At 63.8% G+C, this 18,074-nt stretch carries 15 protein-coding genes and 1 pseudogene; 8 read left to right on the top strand and 8 right to left on the bottom strand.

Going from position 1 to position 18,074, the window contains the following annotated elements:
• Positions 1-91: 91 nt before the first annotated feature.
• Positions 92-2,812 carry a preprotein translocase subunit SecA gene (gene secA, locus ACTTAI_RS01760; RefSeq protein WP_444453815.1) on the bottom strand — a complete coding sequence of 907 codons (2,721 nt, stop codon included), beginning with the start codon at positions 2,810-2,812 and terminating at the stop codon, positions 92-94.
• Between the two features lie 183 nt (positions 2,813-2,995).
• Between secA and ACTTAI_RS01755 the strand changes: the two genes are divergently transcribed.
• The 4 genes from ACTTAI_RS01755 to ACTTAI_RS01740 all read left to right on the top strand — a co-directional run bounded on the left by ACTTAI_RS01755 (position 2,996) and on the right by ACTTAI_RS01740 (position 6,091).
• Positions 2,996-3,865, top strand: a complete 870-nt coding sequence (locus ACTTAI_RS01755) for a peptidylprolyl isomerase (RefSeq protein ID WP_444453813.1) — start codon at positions 2,996-2,998, stop codon at positions 3,863-3,865.
• A 128-nt stretch (positions 3,866-3,993) separates the two neighbouring features.
• Positions 3,994-5,346, top strand: coding sequence for a bifunctional glutamate N-acetyltransferase/amino-acid acetyltransferase ArgJ (gene argJ, locus ACTTAI_RS01750; RefSeq protein WP_444455685.1), 1,353 nt, complete (start codon positions 3,994-3,996; stop codon positions 5,344-5,346).
• Positions 5,343-5,780, top strand: a complete 438-nt coding sequence (locus tag ACTTAI_RS01745) for a (deoxy)nucleoside triphosphate pyrophosphohydrolase (protein WP_444453811.1) — start codon at positions 5,343-5,345, stop codon at positions 5,778-5,780. The genes argJ and ACTTAI_RS01745 overlap by 4 nt, the downstream gene beginning before the upstream one ends.
• 173 nt (positions 5,781-5,953) lie before the next feature.
• A complete protein-coding gene (locus tag ACTTAI_RS01740; protein WP_444453809.1) occupies positions 5,954-6,091 on the top strand; it encodes a hypothetical protein in 138 nt (45 codons plus the stop codon).
• Between the two features lie 82 nt (positions 6,092-6,173).
• Here the strand turns inward: ACTTAI_RS01740 and infB are convergent, their stop codons facing one another.
• The 5 genes from infB to pip form a co-directional block, all read right to left on the bottom strand.
• Entirely contained in the window at positions 6,174-8,699 is a 2,526-nt protein-coding gene (infB, locus tag ACTTAI_RS01735; RefSeq protein WP_444453807.1) for a translation initiation factor IF-2, read from the bottom strand.
• Positions 8,696-9,325, bottom strand: coding sequence for an RNA-binding protein (locus ACTTAI_RS01730; RefSeq protein ID WP_444453805.1), 630 nt, complete (start codon positions 9,323-9,325; stop codon positions 8,696-8,698). The genes infB and ACTTAI_RS01730 overlap by 4 nt, the downstream gene beginning before the upstream one ends.
• Position 9,326: 1 nt before the next feature.
• Complete coding sequence (gene nusA, locus ACTTAI_RS01725) at positions 9,327-10,940, bottom strand: transcription termination factor NusA (RefSeq protein WP_444453804.1); 1,614 nt, start codon at positions 10,938-10,940, stop codon at positions 9,327-9,329.
• 3 nt (positions 10,941-10,943) lie between these two features.
• The gene (rimP, locus tag ACTTAI_RS01720; RefSeq protein ID WP_444453802.1) at positions 10,944-11,543 is read right to left on the bottom strand and encodes a ribosome maturation factor RimP; all 600 of its coding nucleotides are present in this window, start codon (positions 11,541-11,543) and stop codon (positions 10,944-10,946) included.
• Positions 11,544-11,679: 136 nt separating this feature from the next.
• Positions 11,680-12,651: a prolyl aminopeptidase gene (gene pip, locus ACTTAI_RS01715; protein ID WP_444453800.1), complete on the bottom strand. Its 972-nt coding sequence runs from the start codon at positions 12,649-12,651 to the stop codon at positions 11,680-11,682.
• Positions 12,652-12,719: 68 nt separating this feature from the next.
• On the opposite strand from pip, the gene ubiG reads away from it, so the two are divergent.
• From ubiG to tnpC, 4 genes and pseudogenes are all read left to right on the top strand, one after another.
• Complete coding sequence (ubiG, locus tag ACTTAI_RS01710) at positions 12,720-13,463, top strand: bifunctional 2-polyprenyl-6-hydroxyphenol methylase/3-demethylubiquinol 3-O-methyltransferase UbiG (protein ID WP_444453798.1); 744 nt, start codon at positions 12,720-12,722, stop codon at positions 13,461-13,463.
• A gap of 232 nt (positions 13,464-13,695) precedes the next feature.
• On the top strand, positions 13,696-14,064 hold the full coding sequence (gene tnpA, locus ACTTAI_RS01705; protein WP_444453796.1) for an IS66-like element accessory protein TnpA: 369 nt from the start codon (positions 13,696-13,698) through the stop codon (positions 14,062-14,064).
• Positions 14,061-14,453: an IS66 family insertion sequence element accessory protein TnpB gene (tnpB, locus tag ACTTAI_RS01700; protein WP_444453794.1), complete on the top strand. Its 393-nt coding sequence runs from the start codon at positions 14,061-14,063 to the stop codon at positions 14,451-14,453. The genes tnpA and tnpB overlap by 4 nt, the downstream gene beginning before the upstream one ends.
• A 57-nt stretch (positions 14,454-14,510) precedes the next feature.
• Positions 14,511-16,215 (top strand): annotated as a pseudogene (gene tnpC, locus ACTTAI_RS01695) (IS66 family transposase).
• A gap of 28 nt (positions 16,216-16,243) precedes the next feature.
• Here the strand turns inward: tnpC and mog are convergent.
• Both mog and ACTTAI_RS01685 read right to left on the bottom strand, forming a co-directional pair.
• Positions 16,244-16,771, bottom strand: a complete 528-nt coding sequence (gene mog / locus ACTTAI_RS01690) for a molybdopterin adenylyltransferase (protein WP_444453792.1) — start codon at positions 16,769-16,771, stop codon at positions 16,244-16,246.
• Positions 16,768-17,997: an argininosuccinate synthase gene (locus ACTTAI_RS01685; RefSeq protein ID WP_444453790.1), complete on the bottom strand. Its 1,230-nt coding sequence runs from the start codon at positions 17,995-17,997 to the stop codon at positions 16,768-16,770. The genes mog and ACTTAI_RS01685 overlap by 4 nt, the downstream gene beginning before the upstream one ends.
• Positions 17,998-18,074 lie beyond the last annotated feature (77 nt).

The following is an 18,074-nucleotide window of genomic DNA, read 5'->3' as shown; positions in this document are numbered from 1 at the left end:
AGATCGCCAGAAATTCACGGAAAATCAGCACGATAAAAAACGGCGGCGCGGATCTCCTCCGCGCCGCCGCCATGATTTTTCCGCAATTGCGTCAGACCAGACGGCCGTGGCAGTGCTTGAACTTCTCGCCCGAGCCGCAGGGGCAGGGATCATTGCGCGAAGGCTCACCCCAGGTCGTGGGGTCCGATTCGACAAAGCCCGGAGCGGCAGCGGCAATCGCAAGTGCGGGCTGCGGCGCGGGGGTCGAAACCTCGGCCGGGGCCGCCACGGTCGCCTCGGCAGCGGCAAGGGCGGCCGCCTGCTGACGCAGCATCTCGGCGCGTTCCTCTTCGCTCATCGGGCGGATCTGACCAAGGCGCTTCGTCACCTCGTAGCGCAGGCTGTCGAGCATGCTTTCGAACAGCTGGAAGGACTCGGTCTTGTATTCCGACAGCGGATCGCGCTGCGCATAGCCGCGGAAGCCCACGACCGAGCGCAGATGTTCGAGCGTCACCAGATGCTCGCGCCATTTCGTGTCGATCGTCTGCAAAAGGATCTGCTTTTCGATCACCCGCATCGTGTCGCCACCGAAAGCCTGCGCCTTCTGCTCCATCACCGCATCCAGCGCCGCGGTCACGCGCTGCGCCAGCTCGACCTGATCGACGCCTTCTTCGGCAGCCCATTGCGCCAGCGGCAGATCAACCCCGGTATGCTCAATGAAGGCTTCGCGCATGCCTTCGACATCCCATTGATCGACATAGCTTTTCGGCGGCGCGTAATCGTCGATCAGATCGTCGATCACCTGCTGGCGCATGTCGGCGACGATCTCGGAAATCTCTTCGGTTTCCATGATCTCGCGGCGCTGGCTGAACACCGCCTTGCGCTGGTCGTTCATCACGTCGTCGAATTTCAGAAGCTGCTTGCGCCAGTCGAAGTTGCGGCCCTCGACCTTGGCCTGGGCGCGTTCCAGCGACTTGTTCACCCAGGGGTGGATGATCGCCTCGCCTTCCTTCATGCCCAGTTTCGACAGCACGCCTTCGAGCCGGTCCGAACCGAAAATGCGCATCAGGTCATCTTCGAGCGACAGGAAGAACAGCGAGCGGCCGGGGTCGCCCTGACGGCCCGAGCGACCGCGCAGCTGGTTGTCGATGCGACGGCTTTCGTGGCGTTCGGTGGCCAGAACGAAGAGGCCACCAGCCTCGATCACCTTCTGCTTTTCGTCGGCGTGTTCCGCCTCGATCCGGGCGCGGACCTCTTCGGGCGCGGCCTCGGGATTGGCGGCGATCTCTTCGAGTACCTTCATCTCGACGTTGCCGCCGAGCTGAATGTCGGTGCCGCGGCCAGCCATGTTGGTCGCGATGGTGATCGCGCCCAGACGGCCCGCGTCGGCCACGATCTTCGCTTCCTGCTCGTGCTGACGCGCGTTCAGAACGTTATGCGGCAGACCTTCGGCCTTGAGCATCTCCGAGAGCATCTCGGATTTCTCGATCGAGGTGGTGCCGACCAGCGTCGGTTGGCCCTTTTCATGCGAGGTCTTGATCGCCTCGATCACCGCGGCGTATTTTTCCCGCGCGGTGCGATAGACGCGGTCATGCTCGTCCTTCCGGGCAACCGGGCGGTTGGTCGGCACTTCGACCACACCGAGCTTATAGATGTCGCCGAATTCCTCGGCCTCGGTCACAGCAGTGCCGGTCATGCCCGCCAGTTTCTCGTAGAGGCGGAAGTAGTTCTGGAAGGTCACCGAAGCCAGCGTGACGTTCTCGGGCTGGATCGTCACCCGTTCCTTCGCCTCGATCGCCTGATGCAGACCGTCCGACAGACGGCGGCCCTTCATCATCCGACCGGTGAATTCGTCGATCAGCACGATCTCGTCATCGGCCACGACATAGTTCTGATCCTTGAAGAACAGCTTGTGCGCCCGCAAAGCCTGCCCGATGTGGTGCACGATCGTCGTGCTTTCCGGGTCATAAAGCGACTGGCCCTCGGGCAGCAGACCATCGGCCTGCAGCTTCTGTTCCAGAAACTCGTTGCCCTCTTCGGTGAAGGTCGCGTTGCGCTGCTTTTCGTCGAGCTTGTAATGCTCTTCGGTCAGGAACGGGATATAGGCGTCGAGCGTGCGATACATGTCCGAGCGATCCTGCGACGGGCCGGAAATGATCAGCGGCGTCCGCGCTTCGTCGATCAGGATGCTGTCCACCTCGTCGACGATGGCGAAGAAGTGATCGCGCTGATACATCTCGGCGACCGAGGATTTCATGTTGTCGCGCAGATAATCGAAGCCAAGCTCGTTGTTCGTCGCATAGGTGATGTCGGCGGCATAGGCGGCACGCTTCTCATCATCGGACTGGAACGGATAGACGACGCCGCAGGTCAGGCCCAGATGGCGATAGACCTTGCCCATCCATTCCGAGTCCCGCTTGGCGAGGTAATCGTTCACCGTGACGATATGCACGCCCTTGCCCGCCAGCGCGTTCAGATAGGCCGGGAAGGTGGCGACAAGGGTCTTGCCCTCGCCGGTCTTCATTTCCGAAATGTTCCCCTGATGCAGGAAGATCCCGCCCATCAGCTGGGTGTCGAAGGCGCGCAGGCCAAGCGCCCGGCGTGCAGCTTCGCGGCAGTTTGCAAAGGCTTCGACGAGAAGAGCGTCAAGATCCTCCCCCGATTGCGCGCGCTTTTGCAGCTCGCGGGTCTTGGCCACGATCTCGGCATCGGAGAACTTTTCGAACGCTGGCTCAAGCGCGTTGATCTTCGCCACCAGCGGGCGCGTCCGCTTGACCTTGCGGTCGTTGGGCGTGCCGAAGAGCTTTCTTCCAATGTAACCGAGGCCCAGCATTTTTTCTCCGCGGGTTCGTCTGACCAAATCGTGTGAAATGCGGTCTTGTCGCACCCGTCGCGCACCCGTAGAACGGCAAGCGGATAAGGGCGAAACGGCCTTCACAGGACCCTTGGCGATGTAAGGGGCTGCCGTCCGAGTGTCAACGCCGCGGGGTGCCGCGGCCCTGCGGGAGAGGCTTTGATGCCGATTTTCACACGAGTTCTGGGTTCCGTGGCCGTCATGGCACTTCTGGCCGCGCCGACGCTGGCCGAAGACGCCGCCAAACCGGCCAAGATGCCGAGCCCGGATACGGTCGTTGCCACCGTCGACGGCACCGAAATCACGCTGGGCATGATGGTCAATGTCCGCAACAGCCTGCCCGCGGAATATCAGCAACTGCCCGATCAGGTGCTGTTCAATGGCGTTCTGGATCAGCTGGTTCAGCAGACCGCGCTGGCGAAGGTCGGCGAAGGCATGATGACCCACCGCGACGAGATCGCGCTCGAAGTCGAACGGCGCGCCTATCTGGCCGGAATGCTGCTCGACTATACCGCCGACCGCGCGGTGACGCCCGAGAAGCTGAAGGCCGCTTATGACACGAAGTTCGCCAAGGCCGAGCCGAGCCGCCAATATCACGCCGCCCATATCATCGTGCCGACCGAAGAAGAGGCGAAGAAGATCAAGGCCGAGATCGACGGCGGCGCCGATTTCGCCGAGGAAGCCAAGGCGAAATCGAAGGATGGCGCGGCGGCGAATGGCGGCGATCTGGGCTGGTTCGACCTCTCCGCAATGGTCCCGCCCTTTGCCGAAGCCGTGGCGGCGATGAAGCCGGGCGAGGTCAAGGGCCCGGTGCAGACCGAATATGGCTGGCACGTGATCAAGCTGATGGAAAGCCGTCTGGCCGCGGCGCCGACGCTGGAAGAAGCCACCGCCGAGCTGTCGGGCGATCTGCGCCAGAAGGCCGTGCAGGATCGGGTGACGGACACCGTGGCCAAGGCCAAGGTCGAAAAACACATCGACGGGATCGACCCGGCCGTGCTGAAGGCGCCGAACTTCTTCGGCGAAAAATAAGACCACCGGACTGAGGGGAGAGGACGATGGCGAAGAAACGCGAACTCGAAGAAAAGATCGAGAAGCTGAAATCCAAGGTGAAGGATCTGCGCTCGCAGCTGGGCGAGATCACCGAGGATGCCGTGGCGATGCTGCGTGACGAGGTGACGGAAGTCGCCTCGGCGTTGCGCGAAGGCGTGGCCGAAGCGGCCGCCGCAGCCGCGGCTGCGGCCAGCGAAACCGCCGCCCCCGCGAAAGCCAAGAACCCGGTCTCGCCCCTCGCCCCCGCCGCTTTCCCGGCGCTGCCGGTGATCGAGGGCGTGTCCTTTGCCGCCGCCGCCGCGGGCGTGCGCTATGCGGGCCGGACCGACGTGATGCTGGCGCAGATCGCGCCCGGATCGACGATTGCGGGGGTGTTCACCACCTCCACGACCCGGGCGGCCTGCGTGCTCGACTGTCAGGCGAAACTGGCCGGGATGGCGGATGAAAGCACGGGCGCCGCGATCGTCGTGAACTCTGGCAATGCCAATGCCTTCACTGGCGCCGCCGGGCAGGCCTCGGTCGATGCCGTGACCGGCGCCGTGGCCGAGGCGCTTGATCTGCCGATCAACCGCGTCTTCTCGTCGTCCACCGGGGTGATCGGTGAACCGCTGCCGCATGAACGCATCGTTGCCGCCGTCCCCGGCCTTGTCGCCGCGCTCGACCCGGCAGGCATGGAGGCCGCCGCACGGGCGATCATGACCACCGACACCTTTCCCAAGGGCGCCTGCGCCGAGGTGCAGGGCGACGGTGGTCTGATCCGCATCGCGGGCATCGCCAAGGGTTCGGGGATGATCGCGCCGAACATGGCGACGATGCTGGTCTATCTGTTCACCGATGCGAAGATCCCGTCGAAACTGCTGCAGAAAATGCTGTCGCGGCACGTCGACGACACGTTCAACGCGATCACGGTGGACAGCGACACCTCGACCTCGGATGCGTTGATCCTGGCCGCCACCGGTCGGTCCGCTGCGGCCGAGATCACCGATCTGCGCTCGCGCGCCGCGAAGGATTTCGAAGCCGCGCTGCGCGGGGTGATGCTTGATCTGGCGCAGCAAGTTGTCCGCGACGGCGAAGGCGCGACGAAATTCGTCGAGATCCGGGTGAGCGGCGCCGCCAATGCCGATGATGCGCACAAGGTCGCGATGGCGGTGGCGAATTCGCCGCTGGTGAAGACCGCGATCGCGGGGGAGGATGCGAACTGGGGTCGGGTCGTGGCGGCCGTCGGCAAGTCGGGCGCCAAGGCCGATCGCGACAAGCTGCGGATTTCCTTCGGCGACATGGTTCTGGCCGAGAATGGCTGGCGCGTGCCGGATTATTCCGAAGAAGCCGCTTCGGCCTATATGAAGGGGCAGGAGCTGGTGATCGGCATCGATCTGGGGCTGGGCAAGGCGGCGAAATCCGTCTTCACCTGCGACCTGACGCATCGCTACATCGACATCAACGCGGATTACCGCTCGTGACCTCGCCCTGTGGTCCGTCGCCCGCGCTGACCACGGCGCGGGTGGTTCTGGTCAGCGCGGTGGCGCTGATCGATACCGACGGCCGGGTGCTGCTCGCGCAGCGCCCGGAAGGCAAGTCGCTGGCCGGGCTCTGGGAGTTTCCGGGCGGCAAGGTCGAACCAGGCGAAACCCCCGAAGCCGCGCTGATCCGCGAGCTGCACGAGGAACTCGGCATCGACACCTGGGGCAGCTGTCTGGCGCCGCTGACCTTTGCCAGCCACAGCTACGAGACGTTTCATCTGCTGATGCCGCTCTTTGCCTGCCGCCGTTGGTCGGGCACGCCGCAACCGCGGGAAGGGCAGAAGCTGGCCTGGGTCGCGCCCGCGAAACTGCGCGACTACCCGATGCCGCCCGCCGACGAACCGCTCATTCCGGTGCTTCAGGACTGGCTTTGATCACGCAGATGCAGCGAAAATTCCTGCAGTGCAGAAACTTTCCTGCGCCAACGCGCCACGTGCGGCAATAAAACTATCCAAAAGATACCTCCAGAGTATTTTTTCGTTTGCACTTTGTTAAGTAATCGTGACTAAGCTGAAGGTGTAATCGAGATTTCTAGGGAGGATGTCTCATGCTTCGCACCATCGTCGTCGGCAGCTGCGTCTCCGTGCAGGGAACGTTCGAATCGCAGCTCGACAACGGAAAAATCGTTGTCCGTGTTGGGGATAGGCTTTTCGCGGGCAAGCCCGTGATGCGCAACAACGCCTGATCCGCCAACCACAGACCACTCACGGAATTCAAAAGGGGGGCTTTCGCCCCCCTTTTCAATGTTCACGCCGCGGCGACAAAGGTCAGAGCTTGCGCTCGACCTCCTCGCGCTCGAAGATTTCGATGACATCGCCCGCGCGGACGTCGTCGTAGTTTTCAAAGGCCATGCCGCATTCCTGACCGGATTGCACTTCCTTGACCTCGTCCTTGAAGCGCTTGAGCGTCTTCAGCGTGCCTTCGTGGATCACCACGTTGTCGCGCAGCAGGCGCACACCGGCCGAGCGCCGTGCCACACCTTCGGTGACAAGGCAGCCAGCGACCTTGCCGACGCCGGAAACCTTGAAGACTTCCTTGATCGCGGCATAGCCGATGAAGTTCTCGCGGACCTCGTTCTTGAGCAGGCCCGAGGCGGCCGCTTTGATGTCGTCCACCAGATCGTAGATGATCGAGTAGTAGCGGATCTCGACGCCCTTCTGGTTCGCGGCGGCACGCGCGGGCGCATTGGCCCGGACGTTGAAGCCGATCACCGGCGCGCCCGAAGCTTCGGCCAGACCGACGTCGCTTTCGGTGATCGCGCCAACGCCCGAATGCAGCACGCGCACGCGGACCTCGTCGTTGCCGATCTTTTCCAGCGCCTGGGCGATGGCTTCCGCCGAGCCCTGCACGTCGGCCTTGACCAGCACCGGCAGTTCCGAAACGTTCTCGTCCGCCTTGGCTTTCGCCATGAGCTGTTCGAGCGTCGTCGCGGCGCCCGCAGCGGCGCGTTTGTCCTTGGCGGCTTTCTCGCGGTAATCCGCGATTTCACGCGCTTGCGCTTCGGTTTCGACGACGTTCAGCACGTCACCGGCTTCCGGCGTGCCGTTCAGACCCAGCACCTCGACCGGAACCGAGGGACCGGCTTCATCGACGCGCTCGCCCTTGTCGTTGATCAGCGCGCGCACCTTGCCCCACTGCTCGCCGACGACGAAGATGTCGCCGCGCTTCAGCGTGCCGTGCTGCACCAGAACCGTCGCCACCGGGCCACGGCCAACGTCGAGTTTCGCTTCGATCACCGCACCCTGCGCCGCACGGCCGGGGTTGGCGCGCAGCTCGAGGATCTCGGCCTGCAGCGCGATCGCTTCGAGCAGCTTGTCGAGACCCAGACCGGTCTTCGCCGAAACCTCGACCGTCTGCACCTCGCCGCCCATCTCTTCGACGACGACTTCGTGTTGCAGCAGATCGGTCCGCACTTTCTGCGGATTGGCCGAATGCTTGTCGATCTTGTTGATCGCAACAATCATCGGCACCTTGGCGGCCTTGGCGTGGTTGATCGCCTCGACCGTCTGCGGCATCACTGCGTCATCGGCAGCGACCACGAGCACGACGATATCCGTCACCTGCGCACCACGGGCGCGCATCGAGGTGAAGGCGGCGTGGCCGGGGGTGTCGAGGAAGGTCAGAACCGCCCCCGAATCCGTCGTCACCTGATAGGCGCCGATGTGCTGGGTGATCCCGCCCGCTTCGCCCGACACCACGTTGGCGTGGCGGATGGCGTCCAGAAGCGAGGTCTTGCCGTGGTCGACGTGGCCCATGATCGTGATGATCGGCGGACGCGATTGCAGGTCTTCGGCCTTGTCCTCGACGGTGTCGATCACCTGTTCCACGTCCGCGTCCGAAACGCGCACGGCACGGTGGCCGAATTCCTCGATGATCAGTTCCGCGGTGTCGGCGTCGATGGCCTGGTTGGCCGTGACCATCATGCCCATCTTCATCAGCGCCTTGATCACGTCGGCAGCCCGTTCGGCCATCCGGATCGCCAGTTCGGACACCACGATGGTTTCCGGCAACTGCACGTCGCGGACCATCTTTTCGGCTTTCTGGCCGAAGCCCATCGCCTTTTGACGCGCCTTTTCCTGCTTGCGCTTCATCGCGGCGAGCGAGCGTTGACGCCCACCTTCGCCTTCGATGTCGCTCAGCGACAGCTTGCCAGCCCGGCGGCCTTCGTCACCGCCCTTGGCAGCTTTCGCATTGCGGTCCGGCGTGGCGTTGCGATCGTCGCGGTCGCGGTCGGTCTTGCGTGGACCGGTCGCCGAAACACCCTTGGTCGCGGCGCGCGCCGCTGCAGCCTCGGCCGCAGCCGGATCGGCCGGAGCCGGTTTCGGCGCCGGTTTCGCCCGGACCTCTTCCTTTTTCTGCGCACGCAGTTCGGCCTCGCGGGCCTTGCGCTCTTCTTCCTCGGCCTTCAGCCGCAGGGCTTCTTCGCGTTCGCGCTCTTCGCGTTCCTTGGCCTCGGCCTCGGCGCGGCGGCGTTCGCGTTCTTCTTCGCGGGCCTTTTCATCGGCGGCGCGTTGCGCGGCCTCTTCGACCTCGCGGATTTTGGCGGCCTGCAGCGCCCTCAGGCGGCGTTCCATCTCGGCATCCGAGATGCCCGCGGGACGACGCGACGGATCGCCCAGTGCGGGCGACCCCGAGGGCTTGGCCGGGGCTGCACCGGGTTTCGGCACAACCACCTTCTTGCGCTTGGTTTCGACCACCACATTTTTCGTGCGTCCGTGGCTGAAGCTCTGCTTCACCGAACCGGGGCGGGCGCCGCCAAGACCGAGGGGTTTTTTGCCGTCCGTATCGCTCATGCCGTCTTCGTATCCTTCATGGCGGTATCGCCGCCGTCCTGCTTGCGCAAACCTGCAAGCCTTGCCGCTTCTCTGATTACACGCGGGGTGAGTCCCCCAGCCGCAAGCGCGCCGTGTATGGCATGGTCGCGGCCAAAAGCCAAACCCATTTCCGAGGCCGTCAGGCAGCCAAACCAGCGCCCGCCGGGCGGTGTCCAGAGCTTGCCCTTGCCGCGATCCGATCCGTCCGAGGCCTGAAACAACACCTTGGCCTTGCCATCGGCCAGCCAACCCTTGACCTTTTCAAAGCCGCAGACGGCATGGCCGGTCTTTCGGCTCAAGGATACCAGTTCCACCACCCGCTGCGCCAGACCTTGTTCGACGATCTTGCACAGGTCTTCGGGCAGCTTCACCTGCGACCTTGCGGCGCGGGCAAAGAGCCCCTTGGCGACTGCCTTTTCAAGAACGTCGCGGTCCGACGTCACCCAGATGCCCCGACCGGGAAGCTTTTCGGCCAGATCCGGGTAGATCATGCCATCGGGGCCAAGGACAAAGCGCACCAACCCGGTCTTCGGCCCGACATCGCCCGTGACGATGCAGCGCCGTTCCGGATCTTCGCTGTCTTTGTCTTTGCCGCCGCGGCTCATCTCATTCCTCGGTTTCTTCTTCGTCGTCTTCTTCGGTCGCGTCTTCGGCTTCAAGTTCCGAAGGATCGACCCAGCCCAGCTGGATGCGCGCCGTCATGATCAGCTTCTGCGCGTCCTCGAGGCTCATGCCGAACTTCTCGAGAATGCCTTCATCCTTGACGCGGGCGCCATTCACCGTGGTCCAGCCGCCAGCCAGTTCCCAGTCGGCGCAGGTGGCGAAATCTTCCAGCGTCTTGACGTCGTCCTTGGCCAGAGCCTCGATCATCTGCGGGGTCAGGCCGTCGAAGTCGAAGAGCGAGTCCTCGACGCCCAGTTCCTTGGCGGCGGCGATCGCCTTGGCGTTCTGCGCCTCGATATAATCGCGGGCGCGGGCCTGCAGTTCCGAAGCGGTGCCGTCATCGACGCCTTCGATCGAGAGGAGTTCATCCAGATCGACGTAGGCGACTTCTTCAAGGTTGGTGAAGCCTTCAGCGACCAGCAGCTGGGCGAAGAATTCGTCCAGATCCAGCGCATCGACAAAGAGCTTGGTGCGCTCGGCGAATTCGGCCTGACGGCGGGACGATTCCTCGGCCTCGGTCAGGATGTCGATGTCGAGGCCGGTCAACTGCGAGGCCAGACGCACGTTCTGGCCGCGACGACCAATGGCGAGCGAAAGCTGCTCGTCCGGCACCACCACTTCGATCTTGCCCGCTTCCTCGTCGATCACGACCTTCGCGACTTCGGCCGGTTGCAGCGCGTTCACAAGGAAAGTGGCCGCATCGGCGTTCCACGGAATGATGTCGATCTTTTCGCCCTGCAGCTCGCCCACGACGGCCTGCACGCGCGAGCCGCGCATACCGACGCAAGCGCCGACCGGGTCGATCGAATTGTCGTTCGAGATCACGGCGATCTTCGCGCGCGAGCCCGGATCACGGGCCACGGCCTTGATCTCGATGATGCCGTCATAGATTTCCGGCACTTCCATCTTGAAGAGCTCGGCCATGAACTGCGGATCGGTGCGGCTCAGGAAGACTTGCGGGCCGCGGGTTTCGCGGCGGACGTCCTTCACATAGGCGCGGATGCGGTCGTTCGGGCGATAGCTTTCGCGGCCGATCTTTTCGTTGCGGCGCAGGATGGCCTCGCCGCGACCGATGTCGACGATGATGTTGCCGTATTCCTCGCGCTTGACGACGCCGTTGATGATCGTGCCCTTGCGATCCTTGAATTCGTCGAACTGACGATCGCGCTCGGCCTCGCGGACCTTCTGCAAGATCACCTGTTTCGCCGATTGCGCCGCGATCCGACCCAGATCGACCGGGGGAACCTCGTCCACGATCTCGTCGCCGATCTGCGGCGCGGTCTTGTATTGCTTCGCCTGCGCGACGGTCAGCTGCGCCTGATAATTCTCGACGGCATCATCTTCGACCACGGTGCGCACGCGGGTGAACCGGGCCCGGCCGGTCTTGCGGTCGATGCTGACACGGATGTCCATCTCGGCGCCATAACGCGACTTCGCCGCCCGGGCGAGACTGTCTTCCATCGCCTGAATGACCAGGTCGGGGTCGATCATCTTCTCGCGGGCAACCGCCTCGGCGGTCTGCAAAAGCTCGAGCTGGTTGGCAGAGGTGATTGCCATCTCTCAGGTCTCCTCGTCGGGGGAAGTCTGGTCGTCGTCTTCGGTTTGGATCTCGTCGAACTGGTCTTCGTCGATGATGCCCGCGGCCTTGCGCTGGCGCAGCATCTCGGCGATCAGCTCGTCGGTCAGGATCAGTTTCGCATCCGAAAGCCAGTCGAACTTCAGGCCGATGGTGACCTGTTCGCCCTGGTTCTCGATTTCGATCAGAACCTCGTCGTCTTCGGTGCCGCGCAGGATGCCCTTGAAGCGCTTGCGGCCGTCGATCTGTTCGTCGGTCTCGATGCGCGCTTCATAGCCTTCCCAGACGTCGAAATCCTTCATCCGGGTCAGCGGACGGTCGATCCCGGGGGAGGACACTTCCAGCGTGTATTTTTCCTCGATCGGGTCTTCGACATCGAGCACGGCGGAAACGGCGGTCGAGATCGCGCCGCAATCGTCAACGTCGATGCCGCCCTCGGGGCGGTCGGCCATGATCTGCAACAGCGGGTGACGCCCGCCCTGCATGCGGATACGGACCAGCTCGAAGCCGAGGCCTTCGATGGTGGGGCCGACGATGTCGGCGAGACGCCGGTCGATACCGGTCTTGGCGATGAGGTCGGTCATTCCGATCCCTGAAAACAAAAAACGGGCCCGAGCGGCCCGTCACATGGATCCGGTGGGCTTCAGGTTTGGACCCTGAAACGCCGCTGTTGCATTGCGTATAGGCGAATCGCCCATGTGTTGCAAGCTTTCTCTCGGATCAGGCCTTCATCCGGTCCATCACCGCGACAAGGTCGGCGGTGATCCCGGGCTCGCTCAGCGCATGGCCCGCGGCGGGGATCAGGCGCAGCTCGCACTTCTTCCAGCCATGCGCCAGCCGCCAAGCCGAGATCGGCGGGCAGATCATGTCCATCCGTCCCTGCACGATCGTCGTCGGGATATGCTCGATCAGATGCCGGTCGCGCAGGATCTGTCCGTCGACTTCAAGGAAGGCGCGGTTCATGAAGAAGTGGTTTTCCAGCCGCGCGAAGGCATGGGCGTAATCGGGCGGCGATTCGCCCGGGAAGCCATCATAATCGACCGAAGCGAGCGCATTTTCCCACATCGCCCAATGCCGGGCAAAGCGGGCTTCCTGCAGGTAATCGCCAGAAAAGAGCCGCTTGTGATAGGCCGCGATCAGATCGCCGCGTTCACCCTCGGGGATCGGTGCGATGAACTGCGTCCAGAGGTCGGGGAAGAACTGCCCCGCGCCGCCGCCATAGAACCAGTCGAGTTCCGATTTCAGCGCGAGGAACACGCCGCGCAGCACCAGCGCCTGCACCCGGTCCGGGTAGGTCTGGGCGTAAAGCAGGCTCAGCGTCGCCCCCCAGCTGCCGCCAAAGACGATCCAGGTGTTGATGCCAAGCTCGGTGCGGATCCGCTCCATGTCGGCGATCAGATCCCAGGTGGTGTTGTGCCCGACCGAGGCATGCGGTTTCGAGAGCCCGCAGCCGCGCTGGTCGAAAAGCACGATGCGATAATGCGCCGGGTCGAAATAGCGCCGCATCGCGGGGCTGCAGCCGCCGCCCGGCCCGCCGTGGCAGACCACGACCGGCTGGCCGCGCGGATTGCCCGCCTGCTCGACATAGATGTGGTGACCAAAGCCGACATCGATCATCCGCTGATCGAAAGGTTCGACCGGCGGATAGAGAAAGGCACTTGCCGTGCGCTTTTGCCCTGCGTTCTTGTCCATCACTGCACTATATAACGCCTCAAACGCCCCCGCCATGGGGCTGACCGAAAAGTTGACCGGAGGATGGCATGGAAACCGCAACGAAGACAATCGACCCCGCCGAGGTGGCGAAATTCGAGGCGATGGCCGCCGAATGGTGGGATCCGAACGGCAAGTTCAAGCCGCTGCACATGCTCAACCCCTGCCGTCTGGACTACATCACCACGCAAATCGCGGCGCAATTCGGACGGGATCTGCGCGCCCCGAAGCCCTTCGAGGGGCTGCGCCTTCTCGACATCGGCTGCGGCGGCGGGTTGCTGGCGGAACCGATGGCGCGGCTCGGGGCAACCGTTGTCGGCGCCGATGCGGCCCCGAAAAATATCCCGGTGGCGAAGCTTCATGCGGAACAATCCGGCCTGACGATCGACTACCGCAACTGCGCCGCCGAGGATCTGGCGGCCGCTGGCGAACGCTTCGATGTCGTGCTGGCGATGGAGATCATCGAGCATGTCTCGGACACGCAGGGCTTCACCGACACCTGCGCCAACTTGCTGAAATCGGGCGGGCTGATGATCATGTCGACGCTGAACCGCAACCCGAAAAGCTATGTCATGGCGATCTTCGGCGCCGAGCGGGTGATGCGCTGGCTGCCGGTCGGCACGCATGACTGGTCGAAATTCGTCACGCCCGACGAGCTTTACGATCTGATGCGCAAGGCGGGTGTGGACCCGATCGACCGCAAGGGGATGGTGTTCAATCCGCTGGGCTGGAGCTGGTCGCTTTCGTCGCGCGACCTCAGCGTGAACTACGCCGCCGCCTGCGTGAAACGTTAAGACCAGATCGAAACGGCTGGGGGCTCTGCCCCCAGACCCCCGAGATATTTGGTGCAAGATAAAAACAGGCTCCTTTATCTTGCTCCAAATATCTCGGGGGTGAATTTGCCGACAGGCAAAGAGGGGGCAGCGCCCCCTTTTACGTAAGCCTGCGGCGAGGGCCGTCTTTGAGTGACGCGGGTGCGGGGTTAGTGGACCGTCTATATTGAGCTGCTTATGGACGGTGCATGACATGCTGCAAATTCTGGACGTGACGAACACGGGGCGTCGCCGTCGTTTCAGCCTCGCGGAGAAGATCCGAATAGTCGAAGAAAGCCTTTCCGGCCCGAAGCTCGCGCGGGCGACGGCGCGCCGGTATGGCATTGCATTGTCGGGGCTTTACCAATGGCGACGGCAGTATCAGCGCGGCGAGTTGGGCGGGGAGGTTCCCGCGTTTCGGGCCGTCGAGTTGTTTCCGGAGGGGATTGCCCCAGCGGTTTCCACCGCAGTCACGTCGGGTCCGATCGAGATCGCGCTTTCGAATGGGCGGCGGGTGATCGTGCCGCCGGATGTCGACGCGGGTGTGCTGATGCGGTTCGTGCAGATCCTGGAGCGGGCATGATCGCCTTTCCGGCGGGCACGCGGGTCTGGATCGCCGGTGGCGTCACCGACATGCGGTGCGGCATGAACAGCCTCGCGCTGAAGATCCAGCAGGGCCTCGGCCGCGATCCGCACAGTGGCGAGATCTTCTGCTTTCGCGGGCGCAAGGCGGATGTGGTGAAGCTCTTGTGGTTCGACGGGATTGGCGTTTCGCTTTACGCCAAGCGCCTTGAGGCGGGTAAATTCGTCTGGCCGTCGAGCGCCACGGGCGCGGCCGTTGCGATATCGGCAGCTCAGCTCGGCTATCTTCTGGACGATGAGGAGGATCAGGAAACGGTCCGGGGGACCGTTTCCCCGACGAATGACTGGCGCAATCCGCGCTGGACACAGCGGCCGAAGAAGATGGGCTGAGGCAGCGGAAACGCCTGTATTTGTTGGCTTACATGGTCGTTCATGGTAGAAGCGGCCATGTCCGATCCCGTCTCAGAACTCGAAAAACTCCGCGCCGAGCTGGCGGCCACCAAGGCTGAACTGGCGCAGGCGCGCGCGGTGGTTTCGACCTCGGAGGCGATGATCGCGGGCCTGAAGCTCGAGATCGCGCTGCTCAAGCGCGAGCACTATGGTCACAGCGCGGAACGCACGACCAGGCTGATCGATCAGTTGGAATTGCAGCTCGAGGAGCTGGTGACCGACACCGCCGAGGATGCGGCCCGAGCCGAAAAGACCACGAAGGTCGCGGCTTTCGACCGCAAGAAGCCGGTGCGCAAACCCTTCCCCGAGCATCTGCCGCGCGAGCGGGTGGTGATCGAAGCGCCGACCAGCTGCAGCTGTTGCAGCTCGGACCGCATCGTGAAGATGGGCGAGGATATCACCGAGACCCTCGATGGGCTCCGCCCGTTCTTGCCTCAAAGCGTCCACTGGACGCTTTGCCGCTGCGCGGACCGGCGCGAACTCCCCCGGCAGTGGAAGGTGATCCAGACCGTCCGGGAAAAGTTCACCTGCCGCGACTGTGAGAAGATCTCGCAAGCCCCGGCGCCGTTCCATCCGACGTCGCGCGGTTGGGCTGGGCCGAGCCTGCTGGCGATGATCGTGTTCGAAATGAGCCATTGGCGCGCCATTGGTCCGAGCGACAATGGCGCAAGGGCCAGCATCAACCGTTGAACCGGCAGGCCGAGCGGTATGCCCGCGAGGGCGTCGACCTCAGCCTCTCGACCCTCGCCGATCAGGTCGGGGCCGTGGCCGAGCTGCTCAAGCCGCTCCATGATCTGATCGCGGCGCATGTCCTGGCGGCCGAACGCCTGCACGGCGATGACACCACCGTACCGCTCTTGGCCCGCGGCGGCACGAAGACGGCGCGGCTCTGGACCTATCTGCGCGACGACCGCCCCTTCGGCGGCACCGCGCCGCCAGCGGTGATCTTCCGCTTCTCGCGTGATCGGGGCGGCGCGCATCCGACCGAGCATCTGGAAGGCTGGCAGGGCATCCTGCAAGCCGATGCCTATGCCGGTTACAACGACCTCTACCGCGGCGATCGCAAGCCCGGGCCGGTTCTTCCCGCTCTGTGCTGGAGCCACGCGCGGTCGCCACGTTCTTCGAACTGGCTGATGTCGAGGGGAACATCCGCAAGGGCAAGGATGCCCGGGAAATCTCGCCGATCGCCTTCGAGGCGGTGAAACGCATCGATGCCCTCTTCGACATCGAGCGCGAGATCTCCGGCCTCGACCCCGCCGCCCGTCTGGAAGCCCGCAAGGCGCGCTCCGCCGCGCTGGTCGCGGCCCTGGAACTCTGGCTTCGGGCGCAACGCGCGCAGATCTCGAAGCACGCCAAAGTCGCCAAGGCCATCGATTATCTGCTCTCGCCCGATCATTGGCCCGGCTTCACCCGGTTCCTTGACGATGGCCGGGTCTGCCTCACCAACAACGCGGCGGAACGCTCCCTGCGCGGTGTCGCGCTTGGCCGCAAATCCTGGCTCTTCGCCGGTTCCGAGCGCGGCGGGCAGCGCGCGGCCTTCATGTATTCCCTGATCGGCACCGCCAAGCTGAACGGGATCGCCCCGCAAGCCTGGCTCGCCGACGTCATCGCCAGGATCTCGGACCTGCCGCTCTCGCGCCTGCCCGAATTGCTGCCGTGGCATTGGAAGCCGCTCGAAAAAACCGAAGTCAAGGCTGCCTGACAGCGGCACTCGGCGGAGGCTTACCCTTTTACTTCGTCTTCGGACGGAAGGCCGCGATCTTCGCCGGATCGGTGTCGATATGGCCAGCGCCAATCAGATCGAGGCAATAGGGCACCGCCGCAAAGACCGCATTCAGGCAGGTCGCAATCGCGCGCGGATTGCCCGGCAGGGTGATGATCAGGCTCTTGCCCGCAATCCCCGCGGTCTGGCGCGACAGGATCGCCGTCGGCACTTCCTGCAGGCTCGCCCGTCGCATTTCCTCGCCGAAACCGGCAAGTTCCTTTTCGATCACCTCGGCCGCGCCTTCGGGCGTTTCATCGCGCGGGGCCGGGCCGGTGCCACCGGTGACAAGGATCAGATCCATGCCCTGGGACACCAGATCCTTCAGGCAGTCGGCGACGCTCGCGCGGCCGTCGGGGATGATCACGCGGGAAATGGAAAGGGGTGTCGTGACGACACCCCTCAGCCAGTCTTCGCAGCCCGGTCCGCCCTTGTCCTCGTATTCGCCGCGGCTCGCGCGGTCGGAGACGGTGACGATGGCAACCTTTGCCGTCACTTCTTTTCCACCCGGGCGTTGCGGGTGGCGATCAGGCGCAGCCGCAGCGCGTTCAGACGAATGAAGCCGGCCGCATCCTTTTGATCGTAGGCGCCCGCGTCTTCCTCGAAGGTGACGTGCTTTTCGCTGTAAAGGCTGTGATCCGACCAGCGCGCGACGGTCGAGGCCTTGCCCTTGTAAAGCTTGACCCGAACGGTGCCGGTCACATGCTCCTGCGTCTTGTCGATCAGCGCCTGCAGCGCCTCGCGCTCGGGGCTGTACCAGAAGCCGTTGTAGATCAGCTCAGCATAGCGCGGCATGATGCTGTCTTTCAGGTGGCCGGCGCCCGCGTCGAGCGTGATCTGCTCGATGCCGCGGTGCGCTTCCAAGAGGATCGTGCCGCCGGGAGTTTCATAGACGCCACGCGACTTCATGCCGACGAAGCGGTTTTCCACCAGATCGAGCACGCCGACGCCATGCTTGCCGCCGATCTCGTTCAGCGTCGCGAGGATCGTCGCGGGCGACATGCGCTCGCCATTGATCGCGACGGCATCGCCCTTCTCGAAGGTGATCTCGACCATCTCGGCCTGATCTGGGGCCTGTTCCACCGGCACGACGCGCTGCAGGACATATTCCGGGAATTCCTGCGCCGGATCTTCCAGCACGCGGCCTTCCGACGAGGTGTGCAGAAGGTTCGCATCGACCGAGAACGGTGCCTCGCCGCGCTTGTCTTTCGCGATCGGGATCTGGTTCGCTTCGGCGAATTCCAGAAGTTTGGTGCGCGAGGTCAGATCCCAGAGCCGCCACGGCGCGATCACCCGGATCGACGGATCGAGCGCCGCGGCCGACAGCTCGAAGCGCACCTGATCGTTGCCCTTGCCGGTCGCGCCATGCGCCACCGCATCGGCGCCGTGACGCTGCGCGATCTCGACCAGATGTTTCGAGATCAGCGGCCGCGCGATCGATGTGCCGAGCAGGTAAAGCCCCTCGTACAGAGCATTCGCCCGGAACATCGGGAAGACGAAGTCGCGCACGAATTCCTCGCGCACGTCGACGATGTGGATGTTTTCCTTTTTGATCCCCATCAGCTCGGCCTTGGCGCGGGCCGGTTCCAGCTCTTCGCCCTGCCCCAGATCGGCGGTGAAGGTGATGACCTCGCAGCCGTATTCGGTCTGCAGCCATTTGAGGATGATCGAGGTGTCAAGGCCGCCCGAATAGGCAAGCACAACTTTCTTGGGAGCAGACATGAGGAGCCTCCGAGGATGCGGTTTCGCGCGGGTCTAGTGGGTTTTCGCCCGTATCTCAAGGGGCCAAGGGGGGAAAG

It is taken from the genome of Rhodobacter capsulatus (assembly GCF_052363175.1).
GTDB lineage: Bacteria > Pseudomonadota > Alphaproteobacteria > Rhodobacterales > Rhodobacteraceae > Rhodobacter > Rhodobacter capsulatus_D.
This window is presented reverse-complemented; position numbering and strand designations above follow the sequence as displayed.

Excerpts from the sequence above, each read along its gene's own strand:
- ACTTAI_RS01740 (WP_444453809.1), top strand. The coding sequence starts at position 5,954 with ATGCTTCGCACCATCGTCGTCGGCAGCTGCGTCTCCGTGCAGGGAACG.
- infB (WP_444453807.1), bottom strand. The coding sequence starts at position 8,699 with ATGAGCGATACGGACGGCAAAAAACCCCTCGGTCTTGGCGGCGCCCGC.
- ACTTAI_RS01755 (WP_444453813.1), top strand. The coding sequence starts at position 2,996 with ATGCCGATTTTCACACGAGTTCTGGGTTCCGTGGCCGTCATGGCACTT.
- ACTTAI_RS01685 (WP_444453790.1), bottom strand. The coding sequence starts at position 17,997 with ATGTCTGCTCCCAAGAAAGTTGTGCTTGCCTATTCGGGCGGCCTTGAC.
- secA (WP_444453815.1), bottom strand. The coding sequence starts at position 2,812 with ATGCTGGGCCTCGGTTACATTGGAAGAAAGCTCTTCGGCACGCCCAAC.
- nusA (WP_444453804.1), bottom strand. The coding sequence starts at position 10,940 with ATGGCAATCACCTCTGCCAACCAGCTCGAGCTTTTGCAGACCGCCGAG.
- ACTTAI_RS01730 (WP_444453805.1), bottom strand. The coding sequence starts at position 9,325 with ATGAGCCGCGGCGGCAAAGACAAAGACAGCGAAGATCCGGAACGGCGC.
- argJ (WP_444455685.1), top strand. The coding sequence starts at position 3,994 with ATGCTGCGTGACGAGGTGACGGAAGTCGCCTCGGCGTTGCGCGAAGGC.
- rimP (WP_444453802.1), bottom strand. The coding sequence starts at position 11,543 with ATGACCGACCTCATCGCCAAGACCGGTATCGACCGGCGTCTCGCCGAC.
- tnpB (WP_444453794.1), top strand. The coding sequence starts at position 14,061 with ATGATCGCCTTTCCGGCGGGCACGCGGGTCTGGATCGCCGGTGGCGTC.
- tnpA (WP_444453796.1), top strand. The coding sequence starts at position 13,696 with ATGCTGCAAATTCTGGACGTGACGAACACGGGGCGTCGCCGTCGTTTC.
- pip (WP_444453800.1), bottom strand. The coding sequence starts at position 12,651 with ATGGACAAGAACGCAGGGCAAAAGCGCACGGCAAGTGCCTTTCTCTAT.
- ubiG (WP_444453798.1), top strand. The coding sequence starts at position 12,720 with ATGGAAACCGCAACGAAGACAATCGACCCCGCCGAGGTGGCGAAATTC.